At 39.5% G+C, this 22,409-nt stretch carries 26 protein-coding genes and 1 riboswitch; of the genes, 12 read left to right on the top strand and 14 right to left on the bottom strand.

The features are described 5' to 3' along the window. Window positions 1–533: 533 nt before the first annotated feature. The 4 genes from M3226_RS07275 to M3226_RS07260 all read right to left on the bottom strand — a co-directional run bounded on the left by M3226_RS07275 (window position 534) and on the right by M3226_RS07260 (window position 4,266). The gene (locus tag M3226_RS07275) at window positions 534–695 is read right to left on the bottom strand and encodes a DUF1540 domain-containing protein (RefSeq protein WP_098531957.1); all 162 of its coding nucleotides are present in this window, start codon (window positions 693–695) and stop codon (window positions 534–536) included. Window positions 696–774: 79 nt separating this feature from the next. After that, window positions 775–1,818 carry a cytochrome d ubiquinol oxidase subunit II gene (locus M3226_RS07270; RefSeq protein ID WP_251563937.1) on the bottom strand — a complete coding sequence of 348 codons (1,044 nt, stop codon included), beginning with the start codon at window positions 1,816–1,818 and terminating at the stop codon, window positions 775–777. A 15-nt stretch (window positions 1,819–1,833) separates the two neighbouring features. Continuing rightward, a complete protein-coding gene (locus M3226_RS07265) occupies window positions 1,834–3,195 on the bottom strand; it encodes a cytochrome ubiquinol oxidase subunit I (protein WP_251563936.1) in 1,362 nt (453 codons plus the stop codon). Window positions 3,196–3,327: 132 nt separating this feature from the next. Beyond that, the gene (locus tag M3226_RS07260) at window positions 3,328–4,266 is read right to left on the bottom strand and encodes a metal ABC transporter solute-binding protein, Zn/Mn family (protein ID WP_251563979.1); all 939 of its coding nucleotides are present in this window, start codon (window positions 4,264–4,266) and stop codon (window positions 3,328–3,330) included. 203 nt (window positions 4,267–4,469) lie between these two features. On the opposite strand from M3226_RS07260, the gene M3226_RS07255 reads away from it, so the two are divergent. After that, window positions 4,470–5,042, top strand: coding sequence for a beta-class carbonic anhydrase (locus M3226_RS07255; RefSeq protein ID WP_251563935.1), 573 nt, complete (start codon window positions 4,470–4,472; stop codon window positions 5,040–5,042). On the opposite strand, the gene yidD is transcribed toward M3226_RS07255, so the two are convergent. After that, a complete protein-coding gene (gene yidD, locus M3226_RS07250; RefSeq protein ID WP_251563934.1) occupies window positions 5,039–5,266 on the bottom strand; it encodes a membrane protein insertion efficiency factor YidD in 228 nt (75 codons plus the stop codon). The two genes, M3226_RS07255 and yidD, sit on opposite strands and share 4 nt — an antisense overlap. A gap of 150 nt (window positions 5,267–5,416) precedes the next feature. Here yidD and M3226_RS07245 point away from each other — a divergent pair, with 150 nt between their 5' ends. Then, window positions 5,417–5,890, top strand: a complete 474-nt coding sequence (locus M3226_RS07245; protein WP_144564690.1) for an S-ribosylhomocysteine lyase — start codon at window positions 5,417–5,419, stop codon at window positions 5,888–5,890. 41 nt (window positions 5,891–5,931) lie between these two features. Here the strand turns inward: M3226_RS07245 and ytzI are convergent, their stop codons facing one another. Next, window positions 5,932–6,102 (bottom strand): YtzI protein, encoded by a 171-nt coding sequence (gene ytzI, locus M3226_RS07240; RefSeq protein ID WP_251563932.1) that lies wholly within the window; start codon window positions 6,100–6,102, stop codon window positions 5,932–5,934. A gap of 109 nt (window positions 6,103–6,211) precedes the next feature. Further along, window positions 6,212–6,469: a DUF6154 family protein gene (locus tag M3226_RS07235; protein ID WP_098531965.1), complete on the bottom strand. Its 258-nt coding sequence runs from the start codon at window positions 6,467–6,469 to the stop codon at window positions 6,212–6,214. 230 nt (window positions 6,470–6,699) lie between these two features. Here M3226_RS07235 and M3226_RS07230 point away from each other — a divergent pair, with 230 nt between their 5' ends. Then, window positions 6,700–7,023, top strand: coding sequence for a hydrolase (locus M3226_RS07230; protein WP_251563930.1), 324 nt, complete (start codon window positions 6,700–6,702; stop codon window positions 7,021–7,023). A gap of 84 nt (window positions 7,024–7,107) precedes the next feature. After that, window positions 7,108–7,602 (top strand): RNA deprotection pyrophosphohydrolase, encoded by a 495-nt coding sequence (gene ytkD / locus M3226_RS07225; RefSeq protein ID WP_251563928.1) that lies wholly within the window; start codon window positions 7,108–7,110, stop codon window positions 7,600–7,602. Between the two features lie 6 nt (window positions 7,603–7,608). Here ytkD and M3226_RS07220 read toward each other — a convergent pair whose 3' ends face one another. Genes M3226_RS07220 through M3226_RS07210 form a run of 3 tightly spaced genes read right to left on the bottom strand, consistent with a single transcriptional unit; the run spans window position 7,609 to window position 10,211 of the window. Continuing rightward, a complete protein-coding gene (locus M3226_RS07220) occupies window positions 7,609–8,415 on the bottom strand; it encodes an ABC transporter permease (protein ID WP_251563926.1) in 807 nt (268 codons plus the stop codon). After that, complete coding sequence (locus tag M3226_RS07215; RefSeq protein ID WP_251563925.1) at window positions 8,396–9,172, bottom strand: ABC transporter ATP-binding protein; 777 nt, start codon at window positions 9,170–9,172, stop codon at window positions 8,396–8,398. Before M3226_RS07215 ends, M3226_RS07220 begins: the two co-directional genes overlap by 20 nt. A gap of 22 nt (window positions 9,173–9,194) precedes the next feature. After that, the gene (locus M3226_RS07210; RefSeq protein ID WP_251563923.1) at window positions 9,195–10,211 is read right to left on the bottom strand and encodes an ABC transporter substrate-binding protein; all 1,017 of its coding nucleotides are present in this window, start codon (window positions 10,209–10,211) and stop codon (window positions 9,195–9,197) included. 129 nt (window positions 10,212–10,340) lie between these two features. Here M3226_RS07210 and M3226_RS07205 point away from each other — a divergent pair, with 129 nt between their 5' ends. Together M3226_RS07205 and M3226_RS07200 are read left to right on the top strand one after the other, a co-directional pair. Beyond that, entirely contained in the window at window positions 10,341–11,132 is a 792-nt protein-coding gene (locus M3226_RS07205; protein ID WP_251563921.1) for an alpha/beta hydrolase family protein, read from the top strand. A gap of 37 nt (window positions 11,133–11,169) precedes the next feature. Beyond that, window positions 11,170–11,412 carry a DUF2584 domain-containing protein gene (locus M3226_RS07200; protein ID WP_251563918.1) on the top strand — a complete coding sequence of 81 codons (243 nt, stop codon included), beginning with the start codon at window positions 11,170–11,172 and terminating at the stop codon, window positions 11,410–11,412. 283 nt (window positions 11,413–11,695) lie between these two features. Here M3226_RS07200 and pckA read toward each other — a convergent pair whose 3' ends face one another. Further along, window positions 11,696–13,282, bottom strand: a complete 1,587-nt coding sequence (gene pckA, locus M3226_RS07195; RefSeq protein WP_251563916.1) for a phosphoenolpyruvate carboxykinase (ATP) — start codon at window positions 13,280–13,282, stop codon at window positions 11,696–11,698. A 263-nt stretch (window positions 13,283–13,545) separates the two neighbouring features. Next, window positions 13,546–13,683: riboswitch (SAM riboswitch) on the top strand. Between the two features lie 307 nt (window positions 13,684–13,990). Here pckA and metK point away from each other — a divergent pair. Together metK and asnB are read left to right on the top strand one after the other, a co-directional pair. Next, complete coding sequence (gene metK / locus M3226_RS07190) at window positions 13,991–15,190, top strand: methionine adenosyltransferase (protein ID WP_251563914.1); 1,200 nt, start codon at window positions 13,991–13,993, stop codon at window positions 15,188–15,190. 342 nt (window positions 15,191–15,532) lie between these two features. Beyond that, window positions 15,533–17,437, top strand: coding sequence for an asparagine synthase (glutamine-hydrolyzing) (gene asnB, locus M3226_RS07185; RefSeq protein ID WP_251563912.1), 1,905 nt, complete (start codon window positions 15,533–15,535; stop codon window positions 17,435–17,437). 40 nt (window positions 17,438–17,477) lie between these two features. Here asnB and M3226_RS07180 read toward each other — a convergent pair whose 3' ends face one another. Next, window positions 17,478–17,990, bottom strand: coding sequence for a gamma carbonic anhydrase (locus M3226_RS07180; protein ID WP_251563910.1), 513 nt, complete (start codon window positions 17,988–17,990; stop codon window positions 17,478–17,480). 142 nt (window positions 17,991–18,132) lie between these two features. Here M3226_RS07180 and M3226_RS07175 point away from each other — a divergent pair, with 142 nt between their 5' ends. Continuing rightward, complete coding sequence (locus tag M3226_RS07175; protein WP_251563908.1) at window positions 18,133–18,936, top strand: alpha/beta hydrolase; 804 nt, start codon at window positions 18,133–18,135, stop codon at window positions 18,934–18,936. A 17-nt stretch (window positions 18,937–18,953) separates the two neighbouring features. Next, window positions 18,954–20,036, top strand: a complete 1,083-nt coding sequence (locus tag M3226_RS07170; protein WP_251563907.1) for a tetraprenyl-beta-curcumene synthase family protein — start codon at window positions 18,954–18,956, stop codon at window positions 20,034–20,036. 24 nt (window positions 20,037–20,060) lie between these two features. Here M3226_RS07170 and M3226_RS07165 read toward each other — a convergent pair whose 3' ends face one another. Both M3226_RS07165 and M3226_RS07160 read right to left on the bottom strand, forming a co-directional pair. Then, a complete protein-coding gene (locus M3226_RS07165) occupies window positions 20,061–20,633 on the bottom strand; it encodes a class I SAM-dependent methyltransferase (RefSeq protein WP_251563905.1) in 573 nt (190 codons plus the stop codon). Beyond that, window positions 20,630–21,595: a TIGR01212 family radical SAM protein gene (locus M3226_RS07160; RefSeq protein WP_251563903.1), complete on the bottom strand. Its 966-nt coding sequence runs from the start codon at window positions 21,593–21,595 to the stop codon at window positions 20,630–20,632. The genes M3226_RS07165 and M3226_RS07160 overlap by 4 nt, the downstream gene beginning before the upstream one ends. A 190-nt stretch (window positions 21,596–21,785) precedes the next feature. On the opposite strand from M3226_RS07160, the gene M3226_RS07155 reads away from it, so the two are divergent. Together M3226_RS07155 and M3226_RS07150 are read left to right on the top strand one after the other, a co-directional pair. After that, entirely contained in the window at window positions 21,786–22,049 is a 264-nt protein-coding gene (locus M3226_RS07155) for a YtzC family protein (protein WP_251563902.1), read from the top strand. A gap of 15 nt (window positions 22,050–22,064) precedes the next feature. Further along, window positions 22,065–22,244, top strand: a complete 180-nt coding sequence (locus M3226_RS07150) for a glycogen biosynthesis protein GlgD (RefSeq protein ID WP_251563900.1) — start codon at window positions 22,065–22,067, stop codon at window positions 22,242–22,244. The last annotated feature ends 165 nt before the right edge of the window (window positions 22,245–22,409 follow it).

Below are 22,409 nucleotides of genomic sequence, written 5' to 3'. Positions count from 1 at the left end.
AGTAGAAGCCAAAAGAGCTATATAACGTGGGAAAAGTTCAATAAGATTAAGTCGATTTTTCCTCTAGAGCGTCCTAAACTATCAATTCCGTTTTCGGAATTAAAGATGTACGCGAAACTGTGAAGCATTTTCTGAAGAGCCCGGTGCGGGAAATCCGCACGCCGGGTTCTGTGGGGGTTTGAGTCGCCAATTGGGCGACTTTTCTACCCGGAGTCGGCTAATCAATTAATGATTAGCCTCCTACTCGATTTGTAAGGTAAGAAAGTATAAAAGTTTTTAACTTTGAGAATTGTCTAGCTCCAGCGCCTAGCCCCTCGATGGTCTACAGCTTATCCAGTTGCGGCTCCTTGGGACGCAAGTCTAGGAAGGAGGCAAAAAGCACCTTCTTGCAGGGGCTGTCTTATGCTTGGCTACAGAAAGCTATCGCTTTCTGTACGCATTAAGGGCGACTTGTCTTTGACCCTGCTTTCGCCGGCCAGTCGACAAGTCGCCCTATATCGGGGCTGACCAAGGCGCTTGCGCTTTTCTTATAATTAGGAAAGCTCAACAGGTTCAAATGTCTTACAGTCCGTTTCTCTGCTATTATCAGCTGTTTCGCCTGTATGGCTAACAACATAAATTTGATCCGCACTACATCTATTTCCACTTGCCCAAAACGTACAGTTGTTTACCTCACACAAAACATCTTTTGCCATTTGTTTCACTCCTTTAATTAGGATACAAAGATAGCATTTGAGGAATGATCGGAAAATATCCCTTCCATAAAAGGGGAGATTACTTTCTGCCGAGCTTGATTTGTTTTAAGTAGCGTTTATCATTCATAAATAGGCTCCAAAAGTAAATAAACCCTGGAAACAGGATCGCGAAACCGACAATATAGGTGATAAAAATAGCACGAAAAGAATTAGGGTCAGTAAACGCCGAATGAATGGTTACTCTGGGATAGACTATATAGGGCAAATGGGCCTTACCATAGACATAACTGGCAAGTAAATACTGGATCGTTATCGCAATGACTGATAAACGAGGCCATCCCTTTATTTTTGTTTTAGTGGAAGGAAGTAATAAACCTAATCCTCCAATTAAGAAGAAGGCCAGCGATAAATAGAGAAATGGCAGGTCATTCATCATTTTATTATAAATCCAGGCAGCTTCTGATTTTAATGTAATCATAATCAAAAAAGCCATTAATAATGAGACTGGACCAATAAACAAAGCATCCCGACGGTAGGCTTTGTAGGCGTCAAATTCCTCGGAAGCTTTAGAGTAATCCGCTAATAAAAGGGAGGAAAGAAACAAAGTACTTGAAATGGCAAAGCCAAAAAAGGCGTATTCGTTAGGGCTCGAGAATAGTCCAGCTAGATCTAATGTTTGGCGGTTGTTAGAAAAATGAACATATTCGCCATGTGTAATAGGCAGGACACTGATTAATAAACCAGGAATTAAAATACCGCAAATTCCGGAAATATAGGTGAGCGGCTTTTTATATTCATCCGCTATATTAGAAAAAACAAGAAATGCGCTTCGAATGGAGAGCAATAACAAAATGAGACTACCTGGTATCAACAAAATCGTTCCAAGCGTATAGGCTCCCCTAGGGAACAAACTATAAACAGCTACGACCAGGGCCACAATAAACGTATTCGTTACCTCCCATGTAGGAGAAAGGTAACGGTTGGCAATGTTTGTTGCCTTATTTTTTTCCCGATTAATATAAAACATGGACCAAAATCCAGCCCCAAAATCCATAGTTGCCATAACAGCATAGATAAACACAAATCCCCATAGGACTGTTACCGCAAGATAAACATCCAACATGTTGGTTCCACCTCTTTACGAATTTGAGCTAAATAATGGCACGCCCTTTTGATCAGCCCGGTTTAGATCATCCACAACGGAGTTCTTTTTAAAATAATATCTAAGTACAAAGAGTACTGAGAAAGCCAAAATAGCATAAACAAGAGCGAACAGGGCAAAAAGGATGCCAAGATTGGTTGAAGTCGTGACGGAATCTGCTGTAGACAAAATTCGATAAATCGTCCATGGCTGCCGGCCTGTGCAAGCGAAAATCCAGCCGAACTCAATTCCTAAAACCGCAAGAGGACCCGAGGCCACATACAGCCACAGCAGCCATTTTGGGAAAGTATCTTTTTTAAAAACCTTTCTTAATGCAAGTCCAAGGAAGGAAATCAGAATCAGCAGAGACCCGACCCCAACCATGGCATTAAATAAAGTATGCACGAATAACGGCGGCCAATATGATTTAGGGAAATCGTTCAGCCCTTTCACAACCGTATCAAAGCTATTTCCTGCTAAAAAGCTCAGGGCCCAAGGAATCTCTAGTCCATACTTAACTTCTTGTGTTTCTCTATCTGTAAGACCGCCAATCGTTAGGGGGGCATGGGATTGCGTTTCAAACAGCCCCTCAGCGGCAGCAAGCTTTTCCGGCTGGTATTTATGTAAGTATTGGGCAGACTCATGGCCATTCAAGGCGGTTAATAAAGAAAATATTCCTCCAACAACCAAACTTAACAGCAAGGCTTTCTGATGGAAATGATAGACCCTTGAAGCGCCTTTTGCTTTTAACATTTTATAGGCAGATACAGTTGCCACGATAAAGGCACCAGTAGTGTAAGCTGATAATGCAACGTGTCCGGCTGTCACAAAAAAGCTTGGATTAAAAAAGGCAGCCCAAGGATCAATATCAACAATCTTTCCATTGACAATGTTAAAACCTGCAGGTGTTCCTTCAAACGCATGGACATTTGTAATAAGGACAGCCGAGCCCATTGCCCCAACCGCCACGAGGACAAGGCTGGTAATCCTCATCCATGGCGCTATTCTTTCAGCAGCGTAAACATAAATGGACATAAAGAGTGCCTCGATAAAAAAGGCATAGATCTCAATTTGAAAGGGCAGCGGCATCACTTTTCCAATGACCTCCATAAACCCAGGCCAAAGCAAGGATAATTGAACCCCTGCAATCGTTCCGGTTGGGATTCCTACTCCAAGCAAGACAGCAAAGGCTTTTGTCCATCTTTTGGCCATGACCACATACTCGATATCTTTTGTCTTTTGATAGATAAGCTCTGCTGTCAATATCATAAAAGGCAGTCCAACGCCGATTGTTGCAAAAATAATATGAAACCCCATAGTTGTTCCAAATAAACTCCTTGCAATCACTAAATCACTCATGTAATTCTTCCTTTCTCTGCAGACTCATATGAATTTATTGTTTGCAGGGAAAGGATTCCTATGTAATAATTTCCAAAATACCGTTAAATTTTTTAAAAGAAAAAACCTCCCGAATGCCCGAGAGGTTTTTAATTACTGATTTAAAGCTATTTCTATTGTTTTTAGGTTAGCGTCCATTAAAGTAAAGTAGGTTTCTTTATTTTTTAGATTATCTTTGGAAAGTACGGCTAAATTATGAATATGAAGGGCTTTGGCACCCATTTCTTTTTGGACAACTTTGCCTAGTTTGGATTGAACATTTTGTTCAAAAAGAATATAGTGGATGCCCTCATGCTCCGCGATAGAAATGATCTTTTCAAGTTCTTTTTGCGTAGGCTCATTGGTTGTGGATAGACCTGAAATACTAATTTGCTCAAGCCCGTAACGGTTTTCCCAATAACCAAAGGCAGCATGGGTAACCATAATTTTTTTGTGTTTCGCTTTTGAAATGGTCTGTTCATATCGATTATTTAAATCATCTAACTCAACAGTAAGTTTATCATAATTCTTATTAAAAAGTTCTTTGTTTTGCGGCATTTTGCTTACCAAGCGGTCACGAATCACTTCTGCCATATCTTTACAGTAAACAGGATCGAGCCAAACATGGGGGTTTACATGATTAGTACCGAGCTCTTCTCCTTCTCCTGTGTGAAGGTCTTTTGGCAGCTTAAGGTGAGCAGCTGTTGGAACGAGCTCAACATTTTCATTTTTTAGCGTGTCTTTTGCCTTTTCCACAAATCCTTCCAAACCAAGACCAATATAGAAAAATAAGTCTGAATCTGCTAAATTCATCATATCTTTTTGAGATGGTTCAAAGGTATGCTCATCAGCCCCCGGAGGATAGATGGTTTTTACGTTAACATATGTTCCACCAATTTGTTCTGCAAAATATTGTAAGGGGAAGACCGTGGTATAAATGGTTAATTGATCTTTCTTTTCTTTAGATTGATTCTTTTCAACATCTACACAGCCAGACAAAATGAGGCATAATGGCAGAAAGAAAGAGAGAATCAGGATGATTTTTTTCATTATTACTCCTTCAAATATATATTAAATCGGATTTACTACAATTGGTTAATTGAAAATTTTGTGATTTCTGAAAAGTGAATGACATATAATACGGAACGATTCCGATTTTCATCAGTATCTTACAAAAAAAATCGCCTAATTGCAAGTATAATATTTGTTACATACTAGGCATATTATGTATGCTTAATAGGAAAGGTGGGAGTCATATGAGCAGTTCAACCATTTTAAAAGATATTTTAGATTACAATCAAAAATTTGTAGCTGACCATGAATATGAGAGGTATGAAACAACCAAATACCCTAACAAAAAGATGGTCATCCTTACTTGTATGGATACTCGGCTATTGGAGCTTTTGCCTAAGGCTTTAAATTTGGGCAATGGGGATGCAAAGATTATTAAAGATGCAGGAGCACTGGTTTCACATCCGTTTGGAAGTGTCATGCGCAGTATTTTAGTCGCGTTATATCAATTAAAAGCGCAAGAAGTTTTGGTTATTGCCCATTACGATTGTGGAATGAGCGGGATGAAGGCAGAACCGGTGATTGAGAGTATGAAAGAAAGAGGGATTTCTGAAGAAACGCTAAAAACTCTTACATTTTCCGGAATCGATATCGAACAATGGCTGCGTGGATTTGATAATGTGACTGAGAGCGTCGAGCACAGTGTGGATATGATTAAGAATCATCCATTAATGGCAAAGGATATCCCGGTTCACGGTTTGGTTATTGATCCTAAGACAGGCAAGCTAGATTTAATTGTAGACGGTTATAAGAACTAACGCCGTTTTTTTTCCGGAACAGGGTCAACTCCCCCTCGATGGAAGGGATGGCATTTTGATATTCGCTTAATAGTCAACCAGCCGCCTTTTATCGCACCAAAACGTTGAACCGCCTCGAGTCCATATTGGGAACATGTAGGATAGAATCGGCATGAAGGCGGTTTGATCGGTGAAATCACTACTTGATAAAAACGAATTAGCGAAATAAAAATCTTTTTTAGCATACATTCTTTCTCCTTTTTGAATATAGGAATCATACTTACAACATACCATAAATAGTAATAATCGTCTAAATTGCTAATTGAAACTAAGGAGATGTAATAAGTCGAATTTTATTGTATTATAAAGAGAGATTATAAAAAGGAGTGAATATCGTGCCTTCAGTTGAAAGCTTTGACCTAGATCATAATGCTGTTAAAGCCCCATATGTTAGACATTGTGGTGTTCATAAAGTGGGCAGTGACGGTATTGTTAATAAATATGATATCCGTTTTTGTCAGCCGAATAAACAAGCAATGAAACCAGATGCCATTCATACATTAGAGCATTTATTGGCCTTTAATATCCGCAAGCATTCCGAAAAGTATGACCATTTTGATATCATTGATATTTCGCCTATGGGATGCCAAACTGGCTATTACTTGGTTGTGAGCGGGGAACCAACCGTTGAGGAAATCATCGATCTTTTAGAAGATACAATGAAAGATGCGGTGGAAATCATTGAGGTTCCTGCTGCAAATGAAAGACAATGCGGCCAGGCTAAACTACATGATTTAGATGGTGCTAAACGGTTAATGCGCTTTTGGCTTGAGCATAGTAAAGAAGATTTAAAACAAGTATTTGCCTAAGGCGTTTAAAAATTCCTATTCAACTGCGAATAGGAATTTTTTTATGACTTATCATCATCCCCTTGTTTCTTGTTTTCTCCCTGATCAACATAGGGATTGTTTTCCAATGAATCAACAGTATGTTTATAAGTATATGCTTTAGAAGTAGTTGTAACTGCTAGTACCAAAACCACAATGACAATAATAATACCAACCACCAAGACCGTATACATGTTCATCCTCCTTTCCCTTCCTATTGTACCATGAAAAAAGGGCAATTTTGAAAAATCACAATAAAAAAGGAAGCGCTTCCGCTTCCGGGTGTCAGGTGTTATGTAAAATTCAATGTATATTCCTAGGATAATAAGTATGTGTACGATGCTGCCCGTACTCTTCTTGAGCAAACTTTCCTTTTAAACTTTCAATCAAATAGAGTCCCATTAAATCATATAATTCTTGTTTATCCATTTCTTGAATTAAAGCCAGCAAGTCTTCATGTGACATCTCTTCTAAAAAGGCAAATGTTAGCATATCAATGTCCTCTTCATCACCCGTTAACTTGTTTCTATACATTGCATATAATTCATCGACTAATTTCATTTCTCCACCTCCTGCTAAAATTTTTTGATATGGAATTCTCTATACTTATTGAATACCCATAAACAAATAATATCATCCCTCCCTTTGAATTAACAAATTGACTGAAAAGTCTGTTTTCTAAGTTGTATGTTTATTATATAGTATCATCCGCAAAAAAATGAGTCGAAATGTGAAAAAGAATAAAAAATTCTCTATTGGCACATTACTAAACAGTAAAAGGGGTTGAAGTAATGGACGAACAGAAGAAAACCTACTATATTGATGTAGGGACCGGTCAAATACTCAGTAATGCTTCAAGTTCCACGTGGAGCTATAAAATTGAAGCAACAGATGATGAAATAACACAATTAAGAGAGCTATTTAATCAAAACTACTCCACAGAGTGGAAGAACTTTTTTAGAGCCCATGTCCCTTTTGTTCAATACCATTATGATAGAGAAAATGACAGCTACGATAGTACCATTCAAGAGGTTTACGGTATGCTGTACAAATTAGGGGACCAAGAGGCAAAAAACCATATTCAAAGCATGAACATTTTACCGAAAAATCAGTAATACTGTGAGGAGAATCCAAAGGTTTAAGGATTCTCCTTTTTTATATATAATTATACCATTAAAGAAAATTTGGGGCGGATAAACATGAAAGAGTTTCTCGATTGCAACGGAAATACGATTGAACTTGCCTTTGGTCAGCATGCCTTTAGTATGAAGGCTAAACATGTTTTAGTTATTTGTCAATTTGAAAATCGCTGGTTTTTAACCAACCATAAACTTCGAGGTTTAGAATTCCCAGGTGGTAAAGTAGAAGAGGGTGAAACACTTGAAGAAGCAGCAAGAAGAGAAACCTTTGAGGAGACAGGGGGCATTCTTGGTGACCTCCATTATATTGCTGAATACAAAGTGAATGACACTAATGGGGCTTTTGTTAAAGCTGTTTTTTGGGGGAAAGTAGACCGAGTCGAGTATACCAAAACTTATTTTGAAACAAATGGGCCGGTAGCTATCGAGGGTGACATTTTGCAGCTTCGCTTTGCTGAAAAATACAGTTTTATCATGAAAGACCAAGTCATCGAGGAATGTATTAATTATATTAATCAGCTGCAAAATGGAAAGGAAATAGCAGAAGATTATTAGCCCCTGCTATTCTTTAATTAATTTCTTTTCTAATACATCTACGAGCTGATACATAATCGTGGCAAATACAGCGATCACCAAGAGAGATAAGAAAACAAGCGTAAAATTAAATACTTGGAATCCATAAATGATTAGGTATCCAAGCCCTTTTGTTGATACAAGGAATTCGCCAACAATGACTCCTACCCATGATAGCCCAACATTCACCTTTAATGTGGAAATAATCGCAGGGAAGCTGGCCGGCAAGATGGCTTCCTTAAAGCATTGAACACGTGTTGCTCCGAAGGTTTGAAGGACCCTTAGATAGTTGGAGTCCACTTCTTTAAAGGATGTATACACGACAAGCGCTGTTATAATAACAGATATAATCACACCATTAGCGATAATCGACGTATATCCTGGACTAAGAGCGACAATGATGACTGGTCCTAAAGCAACTTTGGGCATTGCATTAAAAATAACTAGATATGGGTCAAGTATTTTGGAAACCATAGGAGACCACCAGAGAACGGCGGCGATAATGACACCGAGGATGGTGCTAACAATAAAGCCAATGATCGTTTCTATTAAAGTAGCCTCTAAATTCGTTAGTAAGGAGCCGTCTTGCATTTTCTCAATAAATAGGGCCCAAATTTTTGAAGGGGAACTAAAAAGGAGCGGGTCAATCCACTGCATCCTGCTAAAAAATTCCCAACTCAAAAATAAGAACAGGAAAATAATCAGTTGATAAAAACGCACCCATCTTTTTTCGACTTTTAAAGATCTCAAATATTTTTTATGGAGGAGTTCAACTCTAGTCTTTTCTTGGCTCAAGAGACTCCAACTCCTTCCATATCAATTGAAAGATACTTTGGAATGCTTCATGGTTTCTCGCCTCGAAAGGAGAAATCCTCTTAAGCTCTTCCGGCATTTCAAAAATCTTGTGGATTTTTCCGGGTTTTGATGAAAATAAAAAGATGCGGTCGCTCATAGCAATTGCTTCGCCAATATCATGGGTAACAAGGATAGCTGTTTTTCCAAACTCATCCAAGGTCCGTGAAACTAAATCCTCTAGCTTTAGCTTGGTTTGATAATCGAGAGCAGAAAATGGCTCGTCAAGCATCAGCAGCTTTGGTTCTGTTGCCAGGGTTCGCACGAGTGCGGCCCTCTGTCTCATTCCGCCTGATAATTGCTTAGGCAGGTGTTTTTCTACACCCTTTAAGCCGATTTGGCTTAGTAAGCTTAGTGCTGCAAACTTTGTTTTTTCATTTAGCCGTTTTGATAACTTAAGGCCTAATAATATATTTTCTTCAATCGTTTTCCAAGGAAACAAATAATCCTGCTGGAGCATATAGCCAATTTGATTCTTAGAGGTGGAAACAGGCTTGTTTTCTAACAGGACAGTCCCTTCGGTTGGTTTGAGTAAGCTCGATATGATCGAGAGCAGAGTGGTCTTTCCACAGCCACTTGGGCCGAGGAAGGAGACAAACTCTCCCTCCTCAACAGTTAGTGAAATATCGGAGAGGGCCGTGGTGACAGAGGCTTTAGTGAAATAAGTGTGATGAATATCTTGAACCTGCAAGAAGCTCATGATACCGGCCTCCCTTTCCAAATTATTTTTTCATAACATCCTGAGCCATTTTTGTATTAACAAGCGTTTTATAGTCTACTTCTTTCGGAAGCTCACCGGCTTCTTTCATGATGTTTTGGAGATTGTTCCATTCTTCTTCGTCCAAAATAGGGTCTGTTGCAAAGGAGCCTTGGCTTTTATAACGATTTACAACTGTTGTCATAATATCTATATCGGTATCTGGGAAATAGGTCATAACAGCTTTGGCCACTTCTTCAGAACTATGCGTATCTACCCACTGCTGTGCTTTATAGATTGCTCTTGTGAATTTTTTCACAGTATTACTATTTTCTTTTATATAACTTTGTTTCGCCATAAAGGTGGTATAAGGTACATGGCCTGATTCTTTACCAAAGGATGCAACAATGTAGCCTTTTCCTTGTTTTTCAAAAATGCTGGCTGTTGGTTCAAACAGCTGTACAAATTCGCCTGTTCCGGATGCAAAGGCGTTGGCTATATTTGCATAATCAACATTCTGAATTAAATTGAGGTCCTTATGCGGGTCAATTCCATGTTTTTTTAACACAAATTCACCAACCATTTGTGGCATGCCGCCCTTGCGCTGGCCAAGGAATGTTTTCCCTTTTAATAAATCCCATGAAAAATGATCAATTTTATTTCTGGCCACGAGGAACGTTCCATCAGTCTGGGTAAGCTGCGCAAAATTAATGACCGGATCATTGGACCCTTGTGCGTAAACATAAATCGATGTTTCTGAACCAACAAGAGCGATATCTGCTCCGCCTGAAATTAAGGTTGTCATCGTCTTATCGCCGCCAGGAGTAGTGGTTAAGGTCACATCTAACCCCTCATCCTTGAAAAATCCTTTTGCAAGGGCTACATATTGCGGGGCGTAGAATATCGACCGAGTCACTTCCGCAATTCGTACCTTTTCTAATTTTTTTGTTTTTGGCTGCGAATCGCTATTACAAGCTGCCAATGAAATCATAAGAACACTTATGAGAAGTAAAGAGAAACTCATTTTTACCCACTTTTTCATAAATAATTACCCCCTTTAATGCACGTTCATAAATCTGGGCGTTTTGCCTAAGATATCGTATGTAGGGAAGAAAAATGTGTGAATGCCCAGTTACATTTAATTTAAAAATGCTATAAAGGATGGACCTAGATGAACATAAATAATGGCAAAATCCTAGAAATCAATCGATTTCCGTCTCCTAATCCAAATGTGGAATTAAAAGTCATTACCTATCTCTCAAACGGGCTAAAAGTAAAGGGGATGCTTGCAGAACCCATTCATGAAGGAAATCTGGACGGGTTCCTTTATTTAAGAGGCGGAATTAAGAACGTCGGGAAGGTAAGGCCGGCAAGAATTGCCCAGTTTGCCTCAGAAGGTTTTATTGTTTTTGCCCCTTATTATCGGGGAAACCAAGGGGGAGAAGGGAATGAAGATTTTGCTGGGGAAGACAAAGAAGATGCATATGCTGCCTATCAACTTTTGAAATCACTTCCAAGGGTACGGGATATTCATGTCTTTGGCTTTTCACGCGGCGGTGTTATGGCCTTATGGACGGGAATCCAATTTCCAGAAGCGGCCTCTATCGTGACCTGGGGGGGCGTGAGTGATATGACCCTAACGTATAGGGAACGAAAAGATTTACGGAGAATGATGAAAAGGGTGATTGGAGGTACACCTGATAAGTACCCGGAACGATATAAAGAAAGAACCGCCCTTTATGAGCTAGATAAAATGGAAGCCGCCATCCTTATTATTCATGGAGTAAAGGATCAAAATGTGTCAGTGGAGCACGCTCATCGGCTGGAAAACAGACTGAGATCACTAGATAAATCAGTAGAATGCTGGTACTTTGAAGAGTTTACCCACTATTTTCCCCCGGCCGTAAACAGAAAAGTGGTACATGATTTATCAAAGTGGATGAAAAATCAGTCTAAAAGATGATAAAATAAAGGTAATATAAGCGGAGGAGCGGATATGTATGGGTATGCCTCTTGAAATGAATACGATGATTGTGACTAAAGGCAGGGAGCAAAGGATAGAGGAGAATCTTTTTGAGTTAGTGAAAGAAGGATATAGACTTTACCCTATTGAAATTCCGATTGATGTCAAAAAAACAATCGAATGTGATTCAAGTGGAACCGCGCTAATAAAAAAAGTGGAATGGCAAAAAAATACCACAACCTTAACCTATCAATTAGTATCCTTAAATACTACGAATTAAACTTGTAGATATACTTCCTTTTTTAAAATAGTGCAGGAAAGAAAAGCCCATATCGCGAATGATATGGGTTTTCCTATGAGATAAGAAAGTATAAAAGGTTTTATTTTGAGAATTGTCCAGCTCTAGGCGCCATCGGCTCGAGGTCACAAGCTTATGCCTACGTCCCAGAACAGTCGCCTCCACATTTAGATCAAACGGTCCAAAAGGTTAAAGAACAACCTTTTAGCCGGCTCGTCTTGTGCTTGTCGCCGATAGGCTGACGCCTTGCCTTTTCTTAGTGGAACTATTTGAGTGGTCCGCCTTGTTTTTCGATTTCTGCAGGGACATCGGCGAACTTTTTAAAGTTTTCATGGAATTTCGCCGCTAATTCCTTTGCTTTTTTCTCATAAGCCTGTTGGTCTGCCCAAGTTTTGTTCGGTTGAAGTACCTCATCTGGAACTCCTGCAACATGAACAGGTATATTGAGACCAAATATTTTATCTTTTACAGTCTCAACAAGGTTCAGTTCTCCCTCTAGGGCTGCCTGCACCATTGCTCGTGTATAGGATAACTTCATTCTGTTTCCAATCCCATATTCTCCGCCTGTCCAGCCTGTATTGACTAAAAAGACATTCACGTTATGCTCTAGAATTTTTTCGCCGAGCATTTCCGCATAGCGTGTTGCTGGAAGTGGAAGGAACGGTGCACCAAAGCATGTTGAGAAAGTCGCTTCCGGAGATGTAACACCGCGTTCCGTTCCGGCAAGCTTAGAAGTATACCCGCTTAAAAAGTGATACATAGCCTGTTCTTTTGTTAACTTTGCAATCGGCGGCAACACTCCAAAGGCATCTGCTGTTAAAAAGACAATCGTATTAGGGTGACCAGCAATACTTGGCTCGATGATATTATCAATTGCTTCCATCGGATAGGCAGCCCTCGTATTTTCCGTCAGGGTGCCGTCATCATAATCAGGAATTCTTGACTCCAAATTCAGGACTACGTTTTCCAGAACGGTACCAAACCGAATTGCATCAAAAATTTGCGGTTCCTTTTCATAGGAAAGATTAATGCACTTGGCATAACAGCCGCCTTCAATATTAAAGACCCCATTAGATGACCAGCCGTGTTCATCATCCCCAATTAAGCGGCGATTTGGATCTGCTGAAAGAGTAGTCTTTCCTGTTCCGGACAATCCAAAGAATAAAGCCACATCTCCCTCGATTCCAACGTTAGCTGAACAATGCATGGAGAAAATATTATTTTCCGGCAGTAAATAATTCATGACAGAAAAGATAGACTTTTTCATTTCCCCGGCGTATTCTGTGCCGCCAATTAATACAGTTCTTTTTTCAAAAGAAATGATAATAAAGGTTTCAGAATTGGTTCCATCCATTACTGGGTCCGCTTTAAAATTGGGTGCGGAAATGACTGTAAACCCTGCATCATGTGTCAGCAATTCTTCTTCTGTTGGGCGGATAAATATTTGATGAGCAAATAGATTTTGCCAAGCTAGTTCATTGATTACTTGAATGGGCAGTTGGGACTTTTTATCTGCTCCGGCAAAGCCCTTGAACACAAAAATCTCATTTTGTTGTCTTAAGTAATCGAGCATTTTATGATAAAGTTTCGTAAAAGCTTTCTCCGAGATTGGCTGGTTTGTTGAGCCCCACGCAACTTTTGACTTAGTAGACTCTTCCATAACAATAAATTTATCCTGTGGGGAGCGTCCAGTATATTTACCTGTGGAAACACTGACCGCGCCGGTGGAAGTTAGAGTTCCTTCATTTCTTCTTAAAACCTTTTCGACTAATTGGGGAACGGATAGTTGAACCTGGACATGACTTTCTTGTAACAAGTGCTTTAATTCGGTTGGAATATGAACAGAATTCATTGACTGAAACCTTCCTTTACATTGATTATTTGTTCAATAGTATAACACATTGATTTTAATAGTCTATACTAATAAATAAAATTATGTGAATATTTAAGAATTTATTCTGTGATAAGAAAATAGTCCCGGAATAATGATTACTCAATAAGAGGAAGTAATAAGATGATCTAAAGTAACAATTCACTCTTTTAAGGAAAAATTTGATAAAAATTGATTGACATTGTTTGAAATAGTAGGTTATGATTTACCTTTGAACGGATACTCTCTTATCCCGAGCTGGTGGAGGGACAGGCCCTATGAAACCCAGCAACCTGCAAACGAAAAATCGGATTTTAGTTGAATCCCCTATTTCGGGCAAAGGTGCTAAACCTGAAGCAAGGCTTGACCTTGAACGATAAGAGTGAAAGGCACGCAGAACTTTTGCTATCAACCTTTCCTCATTGGATGGAAAGGTTTTTTGTTGTTTTTACGTGCTTGCTACATATGTACTTTTTATTCCATCGTATAAACTGCCAGGGGATTTAAAACGAAATGTGAAAATAGTCTGGTTCAAGCACCAAGGCACTTTTACAATTCTATAATAATAATCCCATGTTTATTTCATACTACTAAGGGAATGAGTTCCGTATCAATTCGAGGTTAAAAGGCAGGTATACATAAAACCCATACAGCTAACCTCACTTTATTCCATAATAAGGAGGAATTCAGATGTCAACAAAACGTCGTTTGTTTACTTCTGAATCAGTAACCGAAGGTCATCCTGACAAGATTTGTGACCAAATTTCTGATTCCATTTTAGATGCAATTTTAGCGAAAGATGCTAATGCTCGAGTTGCTGCTGAAACTTCAGTAACAACAGGATTAGTTCTAGTAGCAGGAGAAATCACGACATCCACTTATGTAGATATTCCTAAAATCGTTCGTGAAACAATCAAAGGGATCGGTTATAATCGTGCTAAATATGGTTTTGACTCCGAAACTTGTGCGGTTTTAACTTCTATTGATGAACAATCTCCTGATATTGCAATGGGCGTTAACCAAGCCCTTGAAGCTCGTGAAGGTCAAATGTCAGAGGAACAAATTGAAGCAATCGGTGCAGGGGACCAAGGTTTAATGTTTGGTTTTGCTTGTAATGAAACAAAAGAGCTTATGCCTCTACCGATTTCACTTGCGCACAAACTTGCCCGCCGATTGACGGAAGTACGGAAAGAGGATTTACTGCCTTATCTGCGTCCGGACGGAAAAACACAAGTAACTGTTGAATATGACGAGAATGATAAACCTGTTCGAATTGATACGATTGTCATATCAACGCAGCACCACCCAGAAATTTCATTGGAGCAAATTCAGCGTAACGTGAAGGAATATGTTATCAATCCTGTTGTTCCAAAAGAACTGATTGATGAAAACACTAAATATTTTATTAACCCAACAGGCCGTTTCGTTATCGGCGGGCCGCAAGGTGATGCAGGATTAACAGGCCGTAAAATCATTGTGGACACTTATGGCGGATATGCTCGTCATGGCGGCGGTGCATTCTCTGGTAAAGATCCAACAAAGGTTGACCGTTCAGCGGCATATGCGGCTCGTTATGTAGCCAAAAATATTGTGGCTGCAGGCTTGGCAGATAAGGTAGAAGTTCAGCTTGCATATGCAATTGGTGTAGCAAGACCTGTTTCTATTTCAGTTGATACATTTGGAACAGGCAAAGTTAATGAAGAGCAACTAGTTACTTTAGTAGAACAAAACTTTGATCTTCGTCCAGCTGGTATCATTAAAATGCTTGATCTTCGCCGCCCAATCTACAAGAAAACAGCTGCTTACGGCCACTTTGGACGTACAGATATTGATCTTCCTTGGGAGCGTACTGACAAAGCAGATACGTTAAGAGAGCAAGCAAATCTATAGGTAAGAAGGGAGTTGCATCAAATTGTAACTCCCTTTTTCGTTTCATCCATAAATTGATTTTGTAACTATGTTTAGGTAGGTACAAAGAAGTGAAAAATGAAGGATAACTTGGCGATGAAGGTTAAACATGATAAACTTTGGTGATTGCGGATTTGTCCGCAGTCAATGGACGTTATTGATGACCGAGAAAGAGAAAAAAGTGCACATAGGGTAGTCAATGAGTTCCCGTGGTGTTTTAAATTTTTCTAATGTTCACAGTGCCATTTTTTTTATAATAGTGGTAGTATTAGAGAGATGTTTTTTGAAGATGTTTAATATGAATTGGAGTAGGTGAGGTACATAATGTGTGGTTTTATCGGTTGTGTACACGACAAAACACAAAACTATAGTGATGAACAAAAACAACTATTTAAAAATATGAACGATCTAATTACCCATCGCGGGCCGGATGATGATGGTTTTTATTACGATGACCATATCCAATTTGGATTCCGCCGGTTGAGTATTATCGATATCGAGAGCGGTCATCAGCCGCTAACATATGAGAACGAGCGTTATTGGATTATTTTTAATGGTGAAATTTACAATTATGTTGAACTTCGTGAAGAGTTATTAAAAGAAGGACTGTCATTCGCCACAAGTTCGGATACAGAAGTAATCATTGCACTTTATAGCCACTTAAAAGAAAAAGCGGTTGAAAAGCTGCGCGGAATGTTCGCATTCGTCATTTGGGATAAACAGGAACAAACGCTCTACGGGGCACGTGATCCATTTGGTATTAAACCATTCTTTTATTTAGAAGATGGTGAAAGAACCTTTTTTGCTTCTGAGAAAAAGAGCATTTTGCTGGCATTAGAGAATGATGTCCTCAATTATGATGCCTTACAGCATTACTTGACCTATCAATTTGTTCCTGAACCGGATACCCTTTCAGAGGGAATTAAAAAGTTAGAGCCTGGCCATTATTTTACCAAAAAAATCGGGGCTCCAATGGAAATGAAAAAGTATTGGAAAGCTCAATTTAAGCCTGTCCAGAAAACAGAAGCCGATTTTATTAAGGAAATTCGCAATGTGTTGTTTGATTCCGTCGAAAAGCATATGCGCAGTGACGTTCCGGTAGGGTCTTTCCTATCTGGTGGAATTGATTCATCTATTATTGCATCGATTGCAAAAGAATTTCATCCTGCTATTAAAACTTTCTCAGTTGGTTTTGAGCATAACGGCTTCAGTGAAATCGATGTAGCTAAGGAAACAGCGGAAAAGCTTGGTGTTGAAAATATCAGTTACATTATTTCACCTGAAGAATATATGAATGAAATTCCTAAAATCATGTGGCATATGGATGATCCATTGGCTGACCCAGCCTGTGTACCTCTTTATTTTGTAGCAAAAGAAGCACGTAAACATGTAACAGTAGTGCTTTCAGGCGAAGGAGCGGATGAATTATTCGGCGGTTATAACATCTACCGGGAGCCGCAGTCATTAGAGGTATTTAATAAAATCCCTAGGGTTGGTAAAGTTCTATTAAGAGGAATTGCCGGGATGATGCCTGAAGGAATGAAGGGTAAAAGCTTTATTGAGCGCGGCGTTACTCCAATGGAAGAGCGTTACATCGGCAATGCCAAGATGTTCACTGAAGCAGAAAAGCGAGATTTATTAAGTGTTTACCGTGAAGGTTTAAACTATATGGATGTAACCAAGCCGCTTTATCAAGAGTCAAGAGGTTATGACCCAGTAGACCGGATGCAATATATTGATATCCATACTTGGATGCGCGGAGATATTTTACTGAAGGCTGATAGGGTGACAATGGCTCATTCACTAGAACTAAGGGTGCCATTCCTCGATAAAGAAGTATTTGAAGTGGCCTCGAAAATTCCGACGAGCCTAAAAACAGCTAACGGTACAACTAAATACATTTTACGTAAAGCAGCTGAAGGCGTAGTCCCTGAGCATGTTCTAAACCGTAAGAAGTTAGGATTCCCTGTCCCAATTCGTCATTGGCTAAAAAATGAAATGAATGAATGGGCGAAAAAGATTATCCGTGAAAGCAACACAGACCATCTGATCAATAAATCATATGTCTTGGGCTTACTCGAAGATCACTGTCAGGGCAAAGCTGACAACAGCCGGAAGATTTGGACCGTGCTTATGTTTATGGTTTGGCATCAGGTATATGTGGAAAATGTCTATACGTTTCAACGTGATTATGCCCTGCAAAAAGAATTGCAATCAGTAAAGCATTAATAGCAAAGCACCCGCAAAAAGTGGGTGCTTTTGTTAATCTTTACGATTGCAAAGACTTATAATATTGGCCTTTCTCAGCATATTCTGTATAAATACGTTCCATTTCTTTTTTGTCTTCCGGGGTTAATTCCCTAATAACTTTTGCTGGTCTGCCAAATGCTAAGGTATTAGGAGGGATTTTCTTTCCTTGAGGCACAAGGCTTCCGGCTCCAATAAAGGCACCTTCTCCAATCTCTGCTTGATCGAGAATGATCGATCCCATGCCAACTAAAGCTCTTTTTCTCACAATACAGCTGTGAAGTATGACCTGATGTCCAATCGTAACCTCATCTTCTAAAATTAGCGGGTTATTAGGGCTTTGGTGTAAGATAGAATTATCCTGAATATTAACCTTATTACCTATTCTAGTTGGGGCAACATCGCCTCGAATGACGGAATTAAACCAGACACTGGACTGTTCGCCAATTTCCACATCACCAGTTATTGTGACATAATCAGCAATAAATGCGGTTTCAGCAATTAACGGGTATTTGTCTTTAAAGGGGTATATCAAATGGAATCGCTCCTTTTTACATGATAAGTATATTTTAGCGAATAGTATAGTGGGTTTTCAAAAAATAAATCTGTTATAACCAATAAGTCGAAACTTATTGGGGTTTAACCAAAAAGCATATCTTTTTCTAGGGGGACGAATTATGTGGAAATGGGAAGCTGAAGGGGAGGCAAAAGCGGTAATTGTTATGGTTCATGGTGCAATGGAACATCATGGCCGTTACGGATGGCTGATTGAAATGTGGCGTTTAACCGGTTTTCATGTCATCATGGGCGACCTTCCGGGGCAAGGGATGACGACAAGGTCCCGCCGCGGCCATATCGATTCCTTTGATGAATACATTACGGAGGTAAAGGACTGGGTGCAGGCCGCCTATCAGTATAACCTCCCCGTGTTTCTATTAGGCCACAGCATGGGTGGATTGATTTCCATTCGTTTATTGCAGGAAGAACAGTTGAATGTTGCCGGGGTAATCCTTTCTTCGCCATGCCTGGGACTGGTTCAAGCTCCATCTAAATTTTTGAACGCGTTATCACATATATTAAATGTAGTGTATCCATCCCTTCGAATGAATTCTGGCTTGTCGGTGCAAATGGCCACAAGGAACGAAGATGTCCGCGAAGCGGATTCTAATGATACACTTTACGTGACAAAGATCTCGATTCGCTGGTATCGTGAACTTGTGGGTGCTATTAAAGAAGCATTCGAAAATCTGGAAGATACACAGGATGTTCCAATGCTCGTCATGCAGGGCGGAGACGATAAAATTGTCAATAAAGCCACGGTAAAGGAATGGTTTAATCATGTTCCATTATCAGAGAAAAGGTTTAAGGAGTGGCCTAAGTGCTACCATGAAATTTTTAATGAACCGGAGCGGGAAGAAGTATTTGAATACGCGAAGGATTTTGTTAATAGTCAATTAAAAGCAATTGGGTATATTGTATAGAAAGGTAGATGTTTTCCATGATGCCAATCACCCTTATGTCTAGGGTCTATCGCAAAATCATTCCTGCCGTCCATCAAGAATTGGCTTATTGGAGAAAACGGGCTGAAAAAATTCCTAATCAAGAATTAAGAAATCAGGCTCTTGCTAGTATCGAACATAAAACCTTCCACTGTGAAGGAGGAGCCATTCTTGCTCTAACAGCCAAGGAAGATTATCAAAAAGCAATAAAATTTATCGTTGCTTATCAAACGATTAGTGATTACCTGGATAATCTTTGTGATCGGAGCACCTCACTTGATCCTGCCGATTTTACAGCTCTCCATGAGTCTATGTCTGATGCGCTTTTACTACAGGCAGAAGAGAAAAATTATTATCGCCTTCGAGAGGACCAGGATGACGATGGATATCTACATGATTTATCCGAGACTTGCCGCTCCGTCTTAAGGGAGCTAGATCACTATGATTTAATCAAAGATTATCTTCAAGAGCTTTGCCAATATTATTGTGATTTGCAAGTAAATAAGCATGTTGTTAAAGAGGAACGGGTACCACGCTTGAAAAATTGGTTTACCAATTATCAAGACAAGCTGCCTGAAATGGAATGGTATGAATTCTCCGCTTGTTCCGGTTCAACATTAGGGATATTTTGTTTAGTATCGTATGCAATGCGGGAAGATTTTCAATTTGAGGATGCAAGAAACATTCGCAAGGGTTACTTTCCCTATATACAGGGGTTACATATACTTTTGGATTATTTTATTGATCAAGAGGAAGACATTATTGGCGGTGACTTGAATTTCTGCACTTATTATAATAGTGAAGAGACGCTTTTTAAACGATTAAAACATTTCGTTAACGAAGCCGACCGCCATACAGAATACCTGCCCCATAAAAAATTTCATCAACTCATTAATCGTGGTTTGTTAGGAATTTATTTATCAGATGCTAAGGTTCGTAAACAGAAAAATGTCCGTAAACTGGCAAGAGGAATTATAAAATCCGGCGGCTGGATTAGTTATTTCTTTTATTTTAATGGACTTGCTTATCGCTCCCTACAAAAATCAATACCAACAATTGTAACAAAATCCTTGATTAAATAAACCAGGCCTATTTGAAAGCCTGGTTTATCTTTTTTCAATTGCAATAATAAATGGCGGGTTGTTTTGTTGATTAATAAATTGATACTGAAGAACATGGGCTTTTTTTTGATCGAGCTTTTGACAATAGTGCAATATATCATCACGTTCAACTGCGCCTTTTTCATGCCCATGATAAATCACAAGGAGGATAATTCCTTCTGGTGCCATTATCTCCAATAACTGCTCAATCGCAGATAGGGTTGTCTCAGAATGGGTGACAATATTCTTGTCACCGCCAGGCAAATAGCCTAGATTAAATATTGCTCCTGTTATTTTTCCATGCTCCTCAACGGGGATTTTTACTGAAACCTGTTCGTGTCCTGCATGGAAAATAGTAACTCTGTCGGTTAAATGATGTTCAGTTAGGCGTTTTTTGGTAGCGTTAATCGCTTCTTGCTGGACATCAAACCCATAAACTTTACCAAGTTCTCCAACCAGATCTCCTAAAAATACGGTATCATGTCCATTCCCTAAGGTGGCATCCACCACTATGTCACCAGGTTTGACGGCTTTTTTAAGTAAACTTTTGGCAAAAGGAAGAATGCGCTCCATTTTCATAATAGATTCCCCGCATTCTTTTGATAAAACTTACCCTGGAAACTGTTCCTTCGCTTTAATTCAGCATCAATCGAATTTAGTACTTCCCATTTATGAACACTCCACATAGGGCCTACCATTAAATCAATCGGGCCGTCCCCTGTTATCCGGTGAACAATCATTTCCGGCGGTAAAATCTCCAATTGGTCGCATACTAATTTTACATAGTCGTTTTGTGATAAAAACTCCAGCATTCCTTTTTCATATTGTTTAACCATTGGAGTGCCTTTTAATAAATGCAGCAAGTGAATTTTAATCCCTTGTACATCTAATTTTGCCACTTCCTGAGCTGTTTTCATCATCATGTCAAAGGATTCCAGCGGCAGCCCATTAATAATATGAGAACAAATCCGGATACCATGTTTTCGTAACTTGTTAACTCCCTCGATGTAACATTGAAAATCATGGGCACGGTTTATAAGTAAGGCCGTTCGCTCATGAACCGTCTGCAGCCCAAGCTCGACCCATAGGTACGTCCGTTTGTTCAATTCAGCTAAATATTCGACTACATCATCTGGGAGACAATCCGGACGGGTAGCGATGGATAAACCAACGACACCCTCTTGTTTCAGGACAGTCTCGTATTTTTCCCGAAGTACTTCAACAGGTGCATGGGTATTGGTAAACGCCTGAAAATAGGCCATATATTTGCCGTCTTTCCACTTAGTATGCATTTTTTGTTTAATTTCATTAAATTGTGTTTCTAATGTTTCCACACGGTTGCCGGCAAAATCCCCGGAACCTGCAGCACTGCAAAACGTACAGCCGCCATGTGCAACTGTACCATCACGGTTCGGGCAGTCAAAGCCGCCATCCAACGCCACTTTAAACACCTTATGACCAAAATGGTTCCGTAGGTGGTAATTCCAAGTGTGGTATCGTTTATCGTCTGTTGCATATTGAAAAGGTTTTGTCTGAAGCACTCAGAAAACCTCCTTTGTATGATAAAGATTGCATAACTTCAATTTTAACATGAAGTAACCCTTTATCCAATTGCAATTGTCACGAGCATTCTTGGTAATAATTATCCACCAATCCTGAGTTATAGGAAAAGAAATGGAGAACAAAATAAGAAATGAAGCGTGCGCTTCATAACATGAGGGGGGTTCTTAGATGGCTACTCGCGACTCAATGGATAATTTAATGCAGCAAGTTGAGGACACAATCCGCTTTGCACAGGAGCAATACAAGGAAAGCAGCCTTCAAGAGCAGTATAATGACGATGGTTACACGAATGCGCTGCAACAGCTTGAGCAAACTTATCAGGATATTTGTACGATGGCCCATAGTGCTAACGCGCAGCAGCGGGAACAGCTTCATCGAATGAGACTTCAAATACAGCAGCTTCAGAATTCCATGATTATTGAAGCACATTAAGAGGAGGAGAATTTCTTGAAGAAGCGTTCTAAAAAGAATAATCCCGAACAAAAAACCCGTAATGGTATCAATAATCAAGACCTTGAACTTGGCCAGGACCGTGACTTAATAAAAGAAGCAAAAAAGAAATACGAGAAAACTGGCGGCCAGCCTATTAAATCGAAAATGCATCAAGAACCAGAACAATCTTCCTAAGATATGAAAAGGATCTCTCACTTTGTGGAGAGGTCTTTTTGTATTTAACTGTCCAGATTTTGTTAGCCTTCGGGGGTTATGAAGAGCCCATAACTGTCGAAGCCCTGGCATCGAATTGCCTTCGGGGGTTATGAACCGCTCAAAACAGTCGAAGCCCTGGAATCC

The sequence above is a fragment of the Neobacillus cucumis genome (genome assembly GCF_023715505.1).
Note: the sequence above shows the minus strand (reverse complement) of the source record. Positions and strands in the feature narration are given on the sequence as shown.